Source organism: Campylobacter sputorum, assembly GCF_002220775.1.
Lineage (GTDB): Bacteria > Campylobacterota > Campylobacteria > Campylobacterales > Campylobacteraceae > Campylobacter_F > Campylobacter_F bovis.
Map to the genome: position 1 here is coordinate 559317 of NZ_CP019685.1, position 15611 is coordinate 574927.

Below are 15611 nucleotides of genomic sequence, written 5' to 3' on the forward strand. Positions count from 1 at the left end.
TTAAAATATTAATATTGTCTAACCATTCCAGCTTCTATTAAGAATTGGCTTGGTTTGTATTCGATTTTACGAATTTTATCAAATTTAGCATAACTTAAGTAGAGTTCGTCTCTAGCTCTAGTTACGGCTACATAAAATAGTCTTCTTTCTTCTTCCAAACTTCCGCTCATATTCATAAGTTTTAAATTTGGAAAGCGGTTTTGTGCTAAATCAACCACAAAAACAAGATTAAACTCAAGCCCTTTGCTTGCGTGTATAGTGAGTAAATTTACGCCTTCTCCTTCACTCATTTCTTTTGATCCAAGGGTTATGAAATTATGAAGTTTATCAATACTTGTGTATGTTTTTGAAAGCTCTACTAAAACTTCTGTTTTTGAGTAAATTTTGCTTTTTGCATTATCTTTTAATTCTTTATCTATGCTTCCGTTTTTTAGCGTTGCTCTTTTTGTTGATAACAGCTCAACTATGATAGAGTAAATTTTTGATTTTATAATTGTATTAATAGCCATAAAAGCGTTGTTTGAGTTATGCAAATCGATAAAACATTGTCTTAGCTCATATAAAAACACAGCACCACTTTCGCTCATTTTTGCATCATTCAAGATTGGGTTATTTATAAATTTATCATCGAAATTAAATTTACTAAATTTTGATTTATCGTTATATTCATCTACATCATCAAAAAGTCCAAGTTGTTTATTTTGAATTTTCCCAGTTTTTAAATTTACATTAGTATCTGGATTTAAAAGCCCATTTACTACACTTCCATGACCTAATTTTAACAAAGTGTCAAATATTTTTTTGCTATATGCATTTCCTACGCCTTTTGCATACTCAAAAAGATTTATAAAAGCCATAACATCTTTTGGATTTACAAAAATGGAGATGATATCAATTAGAGCTTTTATCTCTTTGCTTTCAAAAAAGCTAATGCCGCCTTTTCTTTTTGATTTTATTCCGCGCTCTTTTAGCGCAACTTCTAATCCATCTGCACTTGAGTTATTTCTAAAAATTATAGCTATATTTTCGTGTGAAAATTTACTATTGCAAATAATCTCAGCAATATTGCTATATTGTGCAAAAAGCTCTTCATAAACTAGCAAAGTAGGGGGCTTAAATTTACCATCCCTGCTTACGCTTAGATTTTTCTCATAAAGTCGTGGATTATTTGATATTACTTTATTTGCTAATGAAAGTATCGATGAGCTTGAGCGGTAATTTGTATTTAGCGTGTAAATTTGTGCATTTTTGTAGTTATCTTTAAAACCGCCTATTATCTCAATATTTGCTCCATTAAACGCATAAATGCTTTGATCAAAATCCCCAACACAAAAAAGACTTTTTTTGTTTATTGCGTTTATTAGTGAGCTTTGAAGTGTGTTTGTGTCTTGATACTCATCAACCAAAACTTCTTCAAAATATATCTTAGCTCCTTTTTTTAGTTCATTTCTAAATTTTATTAATAAATCGTTAAAATCAACATATCCAAATTTCTTTTTTTCATCTTCAAATTCTTTTAATATATCTTCATAAATTTCAGCATACGCAGATTGATCTTCGTAATTTTTGCAAAACCACTGGCAAAAATCATCATCAAGAACTTTATTTTGATATAGCGAATATACATCATATAAATACGCACCGCTATATGGTTTTGTGTCGCTTATATGGTCAAATTTGCGTCTATCAACAATGCTTTTTAATAGTATTTTTAGTTCATTTGGTTGTTTTAATACAATATTTTTATCAAGAGACTTTAAAAGATTATATGAAACGCTGTGAAAAGTTCCTGCAAGTATTTTTGATGTAATGCTTTTATTAAAATATTTATTTAACCTTTCTATCATCTCCTTTGAGGCTTTGTTTGTAAATGTTAAAAGTAGTATTTTTTCTGGCTTTATGCCTAAATTTAAAAGATGAGCTATTCTTGCAACTATAGTTGAAGTTTTACCTGTTCCTGCACTTGCTATTATTAGAGAATTTCCACTTGGGGCAGTTGCTGCAGCATATTGCTCTTTGTTTAACTTACTTAGAGGCATTTTTTCTTTTTATTATGTAAAGATAAATACTAATTATTATAGCAACTGCTATTAAAAGCATAATTGTTATGATATGTAAATACTCTTTTATAAGTTCTTCATTTTCTCCAACATAATATCCCAAAACCATAAGTATAAAAACCCAAATAGCCGCTCCAATGGTTGTATATAAGCAAAATCTAAACATATTCATTTTTGCTAGTCCAGCAGGAAGGCTTATGTATTGTCTAATTCCAGGGATTAATCTGCAAGTAAAAGTAGAAACTTCTCCGTGTTTATTAAAAAATGCTTCAAATTTTTGCATTTTTTCTTCGTTTACTCCTATGTATTTTCCATATTTTATTATTAAATTTCTTCCAAAGAAGTAACATAAGTAGTAGTTAAAAATTGCTCCACTTAGCGATCCAGCAACTCCCATAAAAAAAGCTATAAAAAAGCTCATCTCTCCTTTTTGTGCAAGATATCCAGCAGGTATCATAACAACTTCGCTTGGAAAAGGAAAAAAAGAGCTTTCTAAAAACATCATAAAAAATATACCCACATATCCCCAAGTACCAACGGTTTGAACTATGAAATTTATTATATCTTGCAAAACTAATCTTTCTTATTTAAACCAGTTTTTTATCTTATCCAATATACTATCTTCGCCGTTGCTATCATGTTCGCTTTTTACATCAAAAGTTGCTTCTAATTTTTCTAGTAAGTCTATTTGTTCAAGAGATAATTTTTTAGGCATTTTCATAGAAATTTGAGCTATCAACCTTCCTTTTGATCCATCCTTTAAATTTACCACACCTTCATTATCAAATACAAATTGTTGTTTATCGTGTGCCCCTATTGGAAGTCTTAATTCTAGTTTTTCATCTTTTAAATTTGGAATGCTAAGTGTTGCACCAAGAACTGCTTGAGTGAAAAATACTGGAACTTCAATATATATATCGTCATTGTGTCTAATGAAGTATTTATCTTCTTTTACTGAAATTCTAATATACATATCCCCGCTAACTCCACTTGCTGAGAGATTTCCCTTAGAGCTTACCCTTATTTTTGTTCCATTATCAACGCCTGCTGGTATATTTATGGTTGTAGATGTTGATTCTTCCTCGTAGCCTTTACCATTACATGCGCTGCATTTGTCTTTTACTACCTCTCCTGTTCCGTTACAATATGGGCAGGTTTGAATAAAGCTCATAAAACCTTGCCTTTGTGATATTTTTCCGGTTCCATGACAATGCGAACATACGGTTTTTTTGCCATCTTTTGCACCTGTTCCATTACAAACTTCACAAGGTATTTTTATCTTATAGTTTATCTCTTTTTTTACACCAAAAACAGCCTCTTTAAATGTTAATGTAACTGGAATTTCTATATCTAGTTCATAATTATCTATATTTTTTTTGCGATTTCTTTCACCTCTTGAAAAGCCACCTCCAAAAAATGAACTAAATATATCTCCTAAATCAAAATCTTCAAATCCGCCAAAACCTCCACCCATTCCGTTTAATCCGCTTTTTCCATATCTATCATACATAGAGCGTTTTTCGCTGTCACTTAAAACCTGGTATGCTTCATTTATTTTTTTAAATTTTTCCTCGGCTTCTTTATCGCCTTGATTTCTGTCTGGATGGTATTTTAGAGCAAGTTTCCTAAATGCACTTTTTATCTCATCACCGCTAGCGGATTTACTAATACCTAAAATTTCATAATAATCTTCTTCCATACACCGTCCTAATTAAATTTATATGATTGATAATATTTTGTTTGTTTAAAAAATTGTAATTGTATCAAAAATTAAATTAAAGTATTAGAAAAAATTTGTTATAATCATACAAAATTTAGTAAAAGGATAGATAATGATAAATGTATTAATGATAGAAGATGATACCGAATTTGCTCAAATTTTATCTGAATATTTGGCAAAATTTAATATACAAATTACAAATTATGACGACCCGTATTTAGGTTTAAGTGCTGGTGTTAAAAACTATGATTTGCTTATATTAGATTTAACTTTACCTGGTATGGATGGTTTGGAAGTTTGTAAAGAGATAAGAGAAAAATATGATATTCCTATCATTATTTCTTCTGCTAGAAGTGATTTAAGCGATAAAGTTGTAGGGCTTCAAATAGGTGCGGATGATTATTTGCCAAAACCATATGATCCAAAAGAGATGCATGCAAGGATAATGAGTCTTATTAGAAGATATAAAAAATCAGCAGAACTTACTGAGCAAGAAAGTGATTCTGTGTTCAAAATTGATGAGTTAAGGCATGAAATTTTATTTCACGGGCAACCGCTTACTTTAACACCAGCAGAGTTTGAAATTCTAGCATATCTTATAAAACAACATAGTTTTTCAGTATCAAGAGAACAACTTGTATATAATTGCAAAAGTTTAAAAGATAAAGATTCTAAAAGTTTAGATGTTATCATAGGCAGACTTAGAAATAAAATTGGCGATAACTCAAAATCACCAAAACATATATTTTCTGTTCGCGGGATAGGATATAAGTTAGTAGGATGATGCACTCAATTAGCACAAAAATAACTATTATTTTTTGTATAGCATTTTCCGTTGTTTGTTTGTTATTTTTGACATTTTCTGATATGCAAAAAAATATTTTTATAGAAAAAACAAAAGATAGACAAATAAGTGCTATAAATTATCTGACTGTTTTATATTCAAGAGGAAGTATTCCAGATGATTTTGGTGTGTATTTTAAAAATTTTGGTTTAAAATATGTTGATGATGAAAAACTTAATGATTCTATACTAAATTCAAAAACTCAGCTTTTTGTTGTTCCAACAGAGCTTGGAGTTTTTGAGTCTATATCATATGGAGATAATCTATATTTATATCTTAAGAACCCATCTTTTGATATTCTTTTAAAAAATATAGATGATGATAAAATTAGTGATTCATTGTGGATAGGATTTATTTTGAGTGCTACGCTTTTGATTTCACTTTATATATCTGTTATGAAAAATTTAGCTCCTCTTAAAAAATTAAACAGAAATATTAAAAACTTTGCTACTGGAAATTTAGATGTAGTATGTTTTGAAAGCAGTTCAAATGATGAGATAGCAGAACTTGGAAGAGAATTTGGAAAAGCTGTTATAAAGATAAGAGAGCTTATTCGCTCAAGACAACTTTTTTTACGAGCTATTATGCATGAACTTAAAACGCCTATTGGAAAGGGTAGGATAGTTTGCGAACTGCTTGATGATGAAATTCAAAAAAAAAGACTTTCTACTATTTTTGAAAGACTTGAAATGCTGATAAATGAGTTTGCAAAAGTCGAACAACTTCTTTCTAAAAGTTACTCTTTTAATTACTCAAAATACCATATTAGTGAAGTAGTGGATCAAGCGCTTGATATATTAATGCTTGATAATTTTGAAAATAAAATAAGTATAAATGCCAAGCAAAATCCTATCTTAAAAGCTGATTTTCAACTTTTGTCTTTAGCGATAAAAAATCTTCTTGATAATTCATTAAAATACTCTCAAAATGGCAAATCAGAACTTTATTATGATGAAGATAGATTGATTGTTAAAAATCTTGGTAATCCTCTTGATAATACTTTTGATTATTATAAACAAGCATTTATTAGGGAAAAAGATAGTAAAGTAAGTGGAATGGGGCTTGGTCTTTATATAATTGATCATATTTGTGAAATGCATAAATTTAAGTTTGATTATAGGTATAAAGATGGATATCACGAGTTTATAATATGGTTTAGTAAAGAAGCTTCTAGTGAAAAAAGGGCTTGAAAAATTTAATGAACTTGTGGAAGCCTTTGAAAAACTTCCTGGAGTTGGCAAAAAATCTGCACTAAGATATGCTTATTTTGTAAGTATTAAAGATATTTCAGCTGGACTATCTTTAGCTCACCGCATAGAAGATGCTTCTAGAAAACTTAGAAGATGTTCTATATGTAATGGTTTGAGTGAAAATGAAATTTGTGATATTTGTGCAGATGATGATAGAAATAGCGATTTGCTGTGTGTTGTTGAAAATCCAAAAGATATTTTAGTTTTTGAACAAAATGGTATTTATGATGGACTTTATTTTGTTTTAGATGATATTAACGAAGAAAATATTTTAAATTTAAAAAAATGTATAGAAAAAAATAGCTCTAAAGAGTTGATTTTTGCTTTTACTCCAAGCATAAATAGTGATGCACTTATAATGTTTTTAGAAGACAAGTTATCGAATTTTAATCTTAAATTTACAAAAATTGCCCAAGGCATACCAACTGGAGTTAGTTTAGAAAATGTTGATATGCTTTCTTTGCTTAAAGCAATTGAAGGAAGAACTAGTATTTAATTTATATAGTAATTAAATATATTTATTAAATTTATATATAAAAAAATGTTTTTTAATATCATAAATATAGCGATATATAATTATATATTAAATATATAAATTTACTTGACATTATATTTTTTTTCGGATATACTTATTTTAATTTTTAAACTAGAAAGGTATGCTATGAAAAAAAGTACAATTGCAACACAATTTGGTTATGATTCAAAAGAAGGTTATGGAAGCGTAAATATTCCAATACATCAAACAACTGCTTATGATTTTGGTTCTGCTGAAGAAGCAGCTAATAGATTTAACCTAAAAAGTTTGGGTCAGATATATACCCGTTTGACAAATCCAACTACAGATATATTTGAGGCAAAAATGGCAGCATTAGAAGAAGGAGAAGCGGCCATTGGTGTTTCAAGTGGGCAAGCTGCTACTTTTTTTGCTGTTGCAAATTTAGCATCTAATGGAGAAAATATTATAATATCAAATAAAATTTATGGTGGCTCTGTTTCTCTTTTTAAACACACTATGAAAAGATTTGGCATAGAAGCTAGGGTTTTTGATTCAGACACTGCAGATGATTTAGAATCCTTAATAGATAATAAAACTAAGGCAATTTTCTTTGAATCTCTTTCAAATCCGCAAATCGCTATACCAAATTTAGAAAAAATAACACAAGTTGCTAAAAAATATAAAATAATAACAATAGTTGATAATACTGTGGCCACACCGATACTTTTTAATCCGTTTGAGCATGGTTTTGATGTTGTAATTCATAGTGCTAGTAAGTATATAAATGGACAAGGAAGTGCAATAGCTGGCGTTATAATAGAAAGAAAAGGTTTAAATGAATATATAAAATCAAATCCAAGATATGCACATTTTAATGAGCCAGATGATAGTTATCATGGACTTGTTTATAGTGAATTACCACCTTCTTTTCCTATTTTTACACTAAGAATACGCCTTGCATTGTTAAGAGATATAGGTGCAACCCTAGCTCCTTTTAATTCATGGATATTGCTTCAAGGTTTAGAAACTTTGGATTTACGCATAAAACAGCATTCAAATAGTGCTTTAAAGATAGCTTCTTGGCTTGAAAAACACCCAAAAGTTAAAAGCGTTAATTATCCAGGATTAAAAAGTTGTAATACTTACGAAAGAGCACAAAAATACCTTGAAAATGGTCTTGCAAGTGGTTTATTGAGTTTTGATGTTGGGGATTTCGAGTTTGCTAAAAAAATTTTAAACTCAACAAAACTTTTTAAAGTTGTTGTAAATATAGGCGATAGTAAATCTATAATAACTCATCCTGCAAGTACAACTCATTCTCAGCTTAGCGAAGAAGAGCTAAAAAGTGCAGGAATTTCACAAGGTCTTATAAGACTTAGTATAGGATTAGAAGATGTAGATGATCTTATAAATGATTTAAGTGAGGCACTTAAATAATGGCTGTTTTATCAACTAAGGGAATTTATGGTCTTTTAGCACTTTTTGAGATAATGAAAGCTAGTGAGGTTTCGCCAATAACAATAAAAGAAATAGCTAAAAAAACTGGTATTTCTAAAAACTATTTTGAGCAAATTTTAAACTCTCTTAGAAATGCTGGAATTATTTCTAGTATAAAGGGTAAAAATGGTGGATATTTTATGGCAAAATCGCCTGATGAGATAAGCTTTTTGGATGCATTTAGTGCCCTAGAAACAAATTTTATGATTAGTAATGTATATACAAAAAATAGCGCTATTGCACATTTTTTAGAAGATTGCGAAGCGAAATTTAAAGGTATATTTGATATGCAACTTTCTAAACTAAATGATTTTGAAGATAAAAGTAAAGAGTATTTAAATTTTATAATATAAAAGGGAAAATATGAATATAGCAAATAATGTAACTGAACTTATAGGAAATACTCCTATTGTTAAAATAAATAGTTTTTCAAAAGATGCAACTATTTTGGCAAAGTGTGAGTTTTTAAATCCAAGCCACTCCGTAAAAGATAGAGCAGCTTTTTTTATGTTAAAAGATGCAATGGACAAAGGATTAATAAACGAAAAAACTACAATTATAGAACCAACTAGTGGAAATACCGGTGTTGCCTTGGCGATGTTAGCTGCTCATTATAATCTTAAAATGATACTTACTATGCCAAGCTCTATGAGTATAGAAAGACAAAAGCTTTTATCGGCATTTGGAGCAAAAATAGTTTTAACTGATCCTAAATTTGGTATGAAAGGTGCAGTTGATGAAGCAAATAAGTTAGCAAGTGAAATTTCAAATTCTTTTATACCTATGCAGTTTGAGAATTTATCAAATCGTGAAGCACATAAAAAAACTACAGCAATGGAAATTTTAAGAGACACAGAAGGTAAAATAGACTTTTTTGTTGCGTCTTTTGGCACTGGCGGAACGCTAAGCGGAACTGCTGAAATTTTAAAACAAAATATCCCAAATTTAAAAGTTATAGGGGTTGAGCCAGAAGATTCCCCTTTGCTTACAAAAGGATACGCAGGAAGTCATAAAATCCAAGGAATAGGTGCAAATTTCATACCAAAAAATTTAAATCAAGATGTAGTTGATGAGTTTGTTTGTGTTAGTAATGAAGACTCGTTTAATACTTCAAAACAGCTTGCAACAAAAGAGGGTTTATTGGTTGGAATTTCAAGTGGTGCAAATGTATTCATAGCTTCGCAAATTGCAAAAGAAAACAAAGGAAAAACAATTATAACTATGTTAAATGATACTGGGGAAAGATATCTTTCAACAGATCTTTTTAAATAAATTCAAGTCAAACTAGTCTTGCTAGTTTGACTTTTTAAATTTAAAACCTATTCTTCCTTACACTCTCAACTATATCTTTAGACATAGTATCAAGTTCTTTTGTAATGCTGTTTGTATTGTTTGCAATATTAACATTTTCTTTTGTTAAAGCATCTACATCAGCTACAGAGTTATTTATCATAGATATTGCTTCAGTTTGTTCTCTAATGCTTTCACTCATCTCATTTATTGATTGAGTTAAAACATTTACATTAGCTTCTATCTCAGTTAAAGATTTACCTGTTTTTTCAGCAAGTTTTCTAACTTCATCAGCAACAACTGCAAATCCTCTTCCTGCTTCTCCAGCTCTTGCTGCTTCTATAGCAGCATTAAGTGCTAGAAGATTAGTTTGTTCTGATATATCTTTTATAATAGTTATAACATTTTTAATCTCTTCACTTTGAGCTATAACTTCTGTTGTTTTTTGATTAATTGAGTTCATTGAGCTAGACATCTCTTCAACTGCAGCTGCACTTTCTTCAAGTGAACTAGCTTGTTTTTTAGCTGAAGCTGTTATTTGATCTACTGCTTTAGATAATAGATCTGATTTTTGTTGTAAGCTCTCTGCTTGAGATAGATTTTGTTTAAGCATATTTGATATTTCAATGCCTAAAGTATTTATACCTTGAGCAATAACACCTTTATCTTCTATAGAAGTTGTAAAGTCTTTGTTTTGGAAAGATTTTAATAAATTTAGTATATTATGTCCATTATCTGCTATAAGTGAGACTAATGTTGTTTGTAACTCTTTAAATGCTTCTTTTAGATTATTAAGTGCTGGATTTGAAGAATTTGCTTCAAATGATACTAAGAAGTTACCTTCTTTTATCTCATCTACAAATGTATTAGCTTGTTTTATAAATACTTCTTCATCAGATAAATTCTTTTTAGTTTTTTCAATGTTTTCATTAATAGCTTTAGCCATAGCTCCAAATTCATCTTTTGTTTTTACATTTATTGTATTAGCATCTTTTGATTCATGATTTATAAATTTAAATACATTGTTTAGACCTGATTGGATTATAGAGATTGGTTTTAAAGCTCTTGTTATTATGAAAGTTAAGATAGATACTATAAGTATAATAAATATAGTTGAAGTTACACTTTGACTTTTAATTATATAACTTAGTGTGCTATCATAATCACTCATTGAGTTTGCTGAACAAATAAGCCAGTTAGCAGCTTCGTATTTTTCGCAAGCACCAACTTTATGATCTCCCATAAAGTCATATTCAAAAGGTTTGTTTCCAAATTCTTTAAATTTACTTGTAAATGTATTAAAAGCATCTACGGCATCTTTTGAATTCGACATTACAAATTCTTTATTTGGATGTGCTAATATTTGATTGGAATTTAAATCCATTATATTTACTAGGGATGTTTTTGTAGGTTTTAAACTATTTGCTGCATTAGACAATATTTCTGTATGTATATCTGTTCCTACAGCACCAACTACTTTTCCATCTACAACAATTGCTCTTGCAAGACTAACAACAATTTTGTTATTCTCTATATATATCTTTGAAACATATGCTCTAGAAGTATCACTAGATGCGCCTTTATACCAATCTGTATTTCTAGCATCATAATTTATCTGTTTACCATGTATTTCGAATTTTGTAGTTCCATCACCATTAAAAATTATACTATAAACCTCTCCAGTATCTGCAAAGCCAACATAAAATTCTTGAAAATCAAGTACAGGACCTATACTTTCTAATCTAGACCTAATAGCATCCTTATCATCTAAAAGATAAGGATTTGCTCCTAAATACTTGGCAAAATTATTTATAGCAAAAACGCGTGTTTTAATATATTGTTCAACATACATTTCTACTGATTTAGTTATAGTTTTTTTATTGCTCATAGATTCGCTTAAAACAACATTTTTAGTCGAATTATAGTTTATAAAAGAAAAAACTGTAAAAGAAACGGCTAACAAAAAAAGAATAATAAGCGAAACCTTGCTTGAAACTTTACTCAACATAAAAATACTCCTTATAAATTAATAATTTTTTAGTTAGTAATTTTAAATGATAAATTATATCACTCCCCCCCCCCGTTGTCAAGGGCGATGTTATAAAAATAAAATTATATTTTTATTCTACTGTAACGCTTTTTGCTAAATTTCTTGGCATATCAACATCATTTCCAAGTCTTATTGAAATTTGAAGAGCTAAAATTTGTAGTATTATCATCATTTCAAAAAACTCACACATAATATGTTCTTGATTAGATGTTTTGATAAAATCATCACTTAAATCAAATTCTAAAGGGCTTATAGCAAGTATCGTGGCATCTCTTGCAGCAAGTTCTTCAACATTGCTTTTTGTTTTTTCATAAAGTATATTTTGTGGCATAAGGGCAACAACAGTTAAGCCGTCATCTGCTAGCGCTATAGGACCATGTTTCATCTCTCCTGCAGGGTAACCCTCGGCGTGTAGATAGCTTATTTCTTTTAGTTTTAAAGCCCCTTCAAGTGCAAGTGGATAAAATACATCTCTTCCTATGAAGAAGAATCCATGTCCTTTTAGATATCTTTTTGCTAGTCTATAAATTTTATCTTGTAAGCTGTCTTTTATGTTTAAAACTTGTGGTATATGTATAAGTGCTTTTACTTCGTTATTATAAATTTCATCATTAATCACATTTTTTTGATTTGCAATATATAAAACGCACATCCATAAAACCATAACTTGTGTTGCAAAAGCCTTTGTACTTGCCACCCCTTTTTCTATGCCTGCTCTTGTTAGAAGCACCCCATCAGCAGCTCTTACTATAGAGCTATTATCAACATTGCAAATAGCTAGAATTTTTAATCCAGCTTCTTTTGCCATTTTTAGAGCTTCTAAAGTGTCTGCTGTTTCACCACTTTGCGATATTACTATAAATAGCGATTTTTGATTTAAAAGGGGATTTTTATATCTAAATTCACTTGCATATTCTACTTTTGTGCGAATTTTTGCTATCCTTTCAAAAAGATAACTCGCAACTAATCCAGCATGATAGCTTGTGCCGCAAGCACAAATTGTAATTTCATCTATATTTTCAAAAATAGCTGGATTTAACTCATCTAATGTAATTTTTCCATTTTTTACTCTTCCCATTAAAGTTTCACTCACAACCCCAGCTTGTTCATAAATTTCTTTTTCCATAAAAAACCTATAACCCTCCTTTTGAGCATAGGTTTTATCTTTTGGAAGAGCTACAAAGTTTTTTGAAATCTCTTTTTCATCTTTATATATATTAACTTCGCCATATTTTGCATATCCATACATCATGTCTTCAAGATACATGGCATCTGTTGCTAGTGTGATTAGTGGTGCATCAGATGATGCAAAAAATATCTCTTTTGAACTGCTATTTTTTCCAACTATTAAAGGAACTGCATTTTTTGCAAAAAATATTGTATCTGGGGCTGATTTTGTGATAAGGAGTATTGCAAAAGATCCTTTTAATTTTTTTATAGTGCTCTTAAAAGCTTCAAAATTTGAGCTTTTGGTTTTAGTAAATTGTTCAAATAGATGAACTATAACCTCTGTATCTGTTTGACTAAGAAATTTAACTCCATTTTTTTCTAATTCTTCTTTTAGCTCTTTATAGTTTTCTATAATACCATTATGTATAACAAAGCTAAATTCGCCTAAATGTGGATGAGCATTGATTTCAGTTGGTTTTCCATGAGTTGCCCAACGCGTATGACCTATTGCAATTCCAAATCCATTACTTTCATAATCTTTGGTTTTGTGTTTTAAGTTTTCAAGTTTTCCAACTGCTTTAAAATAATTTATTTTATTATTATCCATAACAACCATTCCGGCACTATCGTATCCTCGATATTCTAATTCGCTAAGCCCATTTAAAATTATGTCTTTTTTCTCTTTTTCGCCAATGTAACCTACAATTCCACACATATCTATCCTTTAAACATTTTTTGTTATTATACTTAAGTTTTTTTAAATTTAAAAAACTTTATTTTAAGTTAAAAATCATATAATTATAAATCATTTTTGTTAATGTAAATACCAAGGATAGTAAGTATAGTTATGAATTTAATAGACAAAATAAAAAATGGTAAAAGGTTGGGTTTTGATGAAGCTTTATTGCTTTATGAAATGGATCTTTTTGAGCTAGGGCACATTGCAAATAATATAAGGCAGAAATTTAATGGAAAAAAAGTATATTTTAATGTAAATAGACACATAAATCCTACAAATTTATGTGCAGATGTTTGTCAATTTTGTGCATTTTCTTCACATAGGAAAAATGAATATGCCTACACAATGAGTCACGAAGAAATAATGCAAATAGTTGATGAAACAGTTGCTAGAGGAACAAAAGAGATTCATATAGTTTCAGCACATAATCCAAATGTTTCATGGCAGTGGTATTTGGAAATTTTTAAAAAAATTAAACAAAAATATCCATTTTTGCATATTAAAGCGATGACAGCTGCAGAGGTTGATTATTTGCATAGAAAATATGGATTTAGTTACGAAGAAGTGTTAGATAAGATGATAGAATATGGCGTTGATTCTATGCCTGGTGGCGGGGCTGAAATTTTTGATGAAGAAGTTAGAAAAAAAATATGCAAAACAAAAGTTAGTTCTCAAGATTGGCTCAATATACATAGATTATGGCACAAAAAAGGCAGAGAAAGCAATGCAACTATGCTTTTTGGTCACATAGAAGATAGAATTCATAGAATAGATCATATTTTTCGCATTAGAGATTTGCAAGATGAAGCATTGAAAAATGAAAAAGGCGGTTTTAACGCCTTTATACCGCTTGTTTATCAAAGGGAAAATAACTATCTTAAAATTGACGATTATCTTGGTGCTGAGGAAATTTTAAAAACAGTTGCCATTAGTAGAATTTTGTTAGATAATATAAAGCACATAAAAGCTTACTGGGCTACGATGAGTTTAAAACTTGCTATGGTGGCTCAAGAATTTGGTTGTGATGATTTGGATGGAACTATAGAAAAAGAAAGCATTCAAAGTAGTGCGGGTGCAAATAGTAGGAATGGTGAGAGTATAAAAGATTTTATAGACCTTATAAAATCATCAAATTTAATTCCTGTTCAGCGTGATAGTTTATATAATGAAATTAAAACTTATTAAATTTTGGAAAATAAAATGAATTTTTTTAAATTAAAAGAAAACAATACATCCATAAAACAAGAGCTTAATGCTGGACTTACAACATTTCTTACAATGGTTTATATCGTCCCTGTAAATGCAATCATAATGAGTAAAGCTGGAATGCCAGTGGATGCTGTATTAACGGCAACTGCGCTTTTAACAATGATAGCTACTATAGTAAATGGATTTTGGGCAAACACGCCAATAGCTATGAGTGTTGGAATGGGCTTAAATGCTTACTTTGCATTTGGTATAGTATTAGCCGGAAAGGCTAGTTGGCAAACTTCACTTGGCATAGTTTTTATATCTGCTTTTATATTTTTTATACTATCTTTTACTAATTTTCGTATATGGATTTTAAAAAGCATTCCTATGGATTTAAGAAGGGCAATAAGTGCAGGAATTGGTGCATTTATAGCATTTATTGGCTTGAAACAAATGGGTTTTATAAGCTCAAATCCAGAAACTCTTGTAGCTTTGGGAAATTTTAGTGATAAAAATGTGATTTTAGGTATCATTGGACTATTTTTTGTTATAGCATCTTGGGCTTTTAAAATAAAGGGTGGGTTTATACTTGCTGTTATTGCAACTTCTATAGTTGCTTGGATTTTTGGTTTTAATGAAGCTCCAAATACTATTTTTTCTATGCCTTCATCAATATCTCCAATTTTTTTAGAGCTTGATATAATGGGTGCTTTAAAGTTATCTTTAGTTCCTGTTATAATCACATTTTTTATCACACATCTTTTTGATTCTCTTGGAACACTTTCTGGTGTTGGAAATAGGGCTGGAATTTTTGATAATAAAGATGGATTAGTAAAGTTAGAAAAAACACTTCAAGCAGATTCTGGAATGGCTGTAGTTGGCTCTTGTTTTGGACTTTCAACTATAACAGCTTTTGCAGAGAGTGCAAGTGGTGTTGAAGCTGGCGGTAGAACCGGTTTATGTGCTGTATTTACTGGACTGTTTTTTATATTAACACTTTTTATGCTTCCATTTTTTAAGTCAATTCCTGCAAATGCAATATATCCTGTTTTAGTAATGGTTGGAATTTTAATGTTTAGCGAGCTTGGTAGGATTAATTTTAAAGATCAAGCAACAAGTGTGGCTTCTTTTTTGATAGTTATGCTTATGCCGCTTACTTATTCTATTACAAACGGATTAGCGTGTGGATTTTTGGTATATCTTTTCATAAAACTTATAAAAAAAGAATTTAAAGATATAAATTTAGGTATTATTACCTTATCTCTCATAAGTTTGATAGCTTTTTTAGTTTATTAAAGGATTTT

General features: G+C 29.7%; 12 protein-coding genes and 2 pseudogenes. 8 read left to right on the plus strand and 6 right to left on the minus strand.

The window, feature by feature from the left end:
* Positions 1–8 precede the first annotated feature (8 nt).
* The 3 genes from CSPB_RS02870 to dnaJ are packed head-to-tail and all read right to left on the minus strand — an operon-like array spanning position 9 to position 3759.
* Positions 9–2039, minus strand: coding sequence for an ATP-dependent helicase (locus tag CSPB_RS02870; protein WP_033916386.1), 2031 nt, complete (start codon positions 2037–2039; stop codon positions 9–11).
* Positions 2026–2631 (minus strand): DedA family protein, encoded by a 606-nt coding sequence (locus tag CSPB_RS02875; RefSeq protein ID WP_089193073.1) that lies wholly within the window; start codon positions 2629–2631, stop codon positions 2026–2028. Before CSPB_RS02875 ends, CSPB_RS02870 begins: the two co-directional genes overlap by 14 nt.
* Before the next feature lie 12 nt (positions 2632–2643).
* The gene (gene dnaJ / locus CSPB_RS02880; protein ID WP_089193074.1) at positions 2644–3759 is read right to left on the minus strand and encodes a molecular chaperone DnaJ; all 1116 of its coding nucleotides are present in this window, start codon (positions 3757–3759) and stop codon (positions 2644–2646) included.
* Between the two features lie 133 nt (positions 3760–3892).
* Here dnaJ and CSPB_RS02885 point away from each other — a divergent pair, with 133 nt between their 5' ends.
* The 6 genes from CSPB_RS02885 (at position 3893) to cysK (ending at position 9139) form a co-directional block, all read left to right on the plus strand.
* Positions 3893–4564: a response regulator transcription factor gene (locus CSPB_RS02885; protein ID WP_089193075.1), complete on the plus strand. Its 672-nt coding sequence runs from the start codon at positions 3893–3895 to the stop codon at positions 4562–4564.
* The gene (locus tag CSPB_RS02890) at positions 4561–5814 is read left to right on the plus strand and encodes an ArsS family sensor histidine kinase (RefSeq protein ID WP_033916382.1); all 1254 of its coding nucleotides are present in this window, start codon (positions 4561–4563) and stop codon (positions 5812–5814) included. Before CSPB_RS02885 ends, CSPB_RS02890 begins: the two co-directional genes overlap by 4 nt.
* On the plus strand, positions 5798–6370 hold the full coding sequence (gene recR, locus CSPB_RS02895; RefSeq protein ID WP_033916381.1) for a recombination mediator RecR: 573 nt from the start codon (positions 5798–5800) through the stop codon (positions 6368–6370). Before CSPB_RS02890 ends, recR begins: the two co-directional genes overlap by 17 nt.
* A gap of 165 nt (positions 6371–6535) precedes the next feature.
* Entirely contained in the window at positions 6536–7807 is a 1272-nt protein-coding gene (locus tag CSPB_RS02900; RefSeq protein ID WP_089193076.1) for an O-acetylhomoserine aminocarboxypropyltransferase/cysteine synthase family protein, read from the plus strand.
* Positions 7807–8220, plus strand: a complete 414-nt coding sequence (locus tag CSPB_RS02905; protein WP_033916379.1) for an RrF2 family transcriptional regulator — start codon at positions 7807–7809, stop codon at positions 8218–8220. Before CSPB_RS02900 ends, CSPB_RS02905 begins: the two co-directional genes overlap by 1 nt.
* A 10-nt stretch (positions 8221–8230) precedes the next feature.
* Complete coding sequence (gene cysK / locus CSPB_RS02910) at positions 8231–9139, plus strand: cysteine synthase A (protein ID WP_089193077.1); 909 nt, start codon at positions 8231–8233, stop codon at positions 9137–9139.
* Between the two features lie 40 nt (positions 9140–9179).
* Here the strand turns inward: cysK and CSPB_RS09045 are convergent.
* The 3 genes and pseudogenes from CSPB_RS09045 to glmS form a co-directional block, all read right to left on the minus strand.
* Positions 9180–9581 (minus strand): annotated as a pseudogene (locus CSPB_RS09045) (methyl-accepting chemotaxis protein); the annotation flags it as partial.
* Positions 9582–10601: 1020 nt separating this feature from the next.
* Positions 10602–11165: pseudogene (locus CSPB_RS09050) on the minus strand (PDC sensor domain-containing protein); the annotation flags it as partial.
* A gap of 112 nt (positions 11166–11277) precedes the next feature.
* Positions 11278–13092: a glutamine--fructose-6-phosphate transaminase (isomerizing) gene (gene glmS / locus CSPB_RS02920; RefSeq protein ID WP_089193079.1), complete on the minus strand. Its 1815-nt coding sequence runs from the start codon at positions 13090–13092 to the stop codon at positions 11278–11280.
* Between the two features lie 132 nt (positions 13093–13224).
* On the opposite strand from glmS, the gene mqnE reads away from it, so the two are divergent.
* Together mqnE and CSPB_RS02930 are read left to right on the plus strand one after the other, a co-directional pair.
* Positions 13225–14301 (plus strand): aminofutalosine synthase MqnE, encoded by a 1077-nt coding sequence (gene mqnE, locus CSPB_RS02925; RefSeq protein WP_089193080.1) that lies wholly within the window; start codon positions 13225–13227, stop codon positions 14299–14301.
* A gap of 15 nt (positions 14302–14316) precedes the next feature.
* Entirely contained in the window at positions 14317–15603 is a 1287-nt protein-coding gene (locus tag CSPB_RS02930; RefSeq protein WP_089193081.1) for an NCS2 family permease, read from the plus strand.
* The last annotated feature ends 8 nt before the right edge of the window (positions 15604–15611 follow it).

Bases quoted from the DNA above. Each gene is read 5' to 3' on its own strand.
- CSPB_RS02870 (WP_033916386.1), bottom strand. From the start codon at position 2,039: ATGCCTCTAAGTAAGTTAAACAAAGAGCAATATGCTGCAGCAACTGCC.
- dnaJ (WP_089193074.1), bottom strand. From the start codon at position 3,759: ATGGAAGAAGATTATTATGAAATTTTAGGTATTAGTAAATCCGCTAGC.
- CSPB_RS02885 (WP_089193075.1), top strand. From the start codon at position 3,893: ATGATAAATGTATTAATGATAGAAGATGATACCGAATTTGCTCAAATT.
- CSPB_RS02890 (WP_033916382.1), top strand. From the start codon at position 4,561: ATGATGCACTCAATTAGCACAAAAATAACTATTATTTTTTGTATAGCA.
- CSPB_RS02900 (WP_089193076.1), top strand. From the start codon at position 6,536: ATGAAAAAAAGTACAATTGCAACACAATTTGGTTATGATTCAAAAGAA.
- CSPB_RS02905 (WP_033916379.1), top strand. From the start codon at position 7,807: ATGGCTGTTTTATCAACTAAGGGAATTTATGGTCTTTTAGCACTTTTT.
- cysK (WP_089193077.1), top strand. From the start codon at position 8,231: ATGAATATAGCAAATAATGTAACTGAACTTATAGGAAATACTCCTATT.
- glmS (WP_089193079.1), bottom strand. From the start codon at position 13,092: ATGTGTGGAATTGTAGGTTACATTGGCGAAAAAGAGAAAAAAGACATA.
- mqnE (WP_089193080.1), top strand. From the start codon at position 13,225: ATGAATTTAATAGACAAAATAAAAAATGGTAAAAGGTTGGGTTTTGAT.
- CSPB_RS02930 (WP_089193081.1), top strand. From the start codon at position 14,317: ATGAATTTTTTTAAATTAAAAGAAAACAATACATCCATAAAACAAGAG.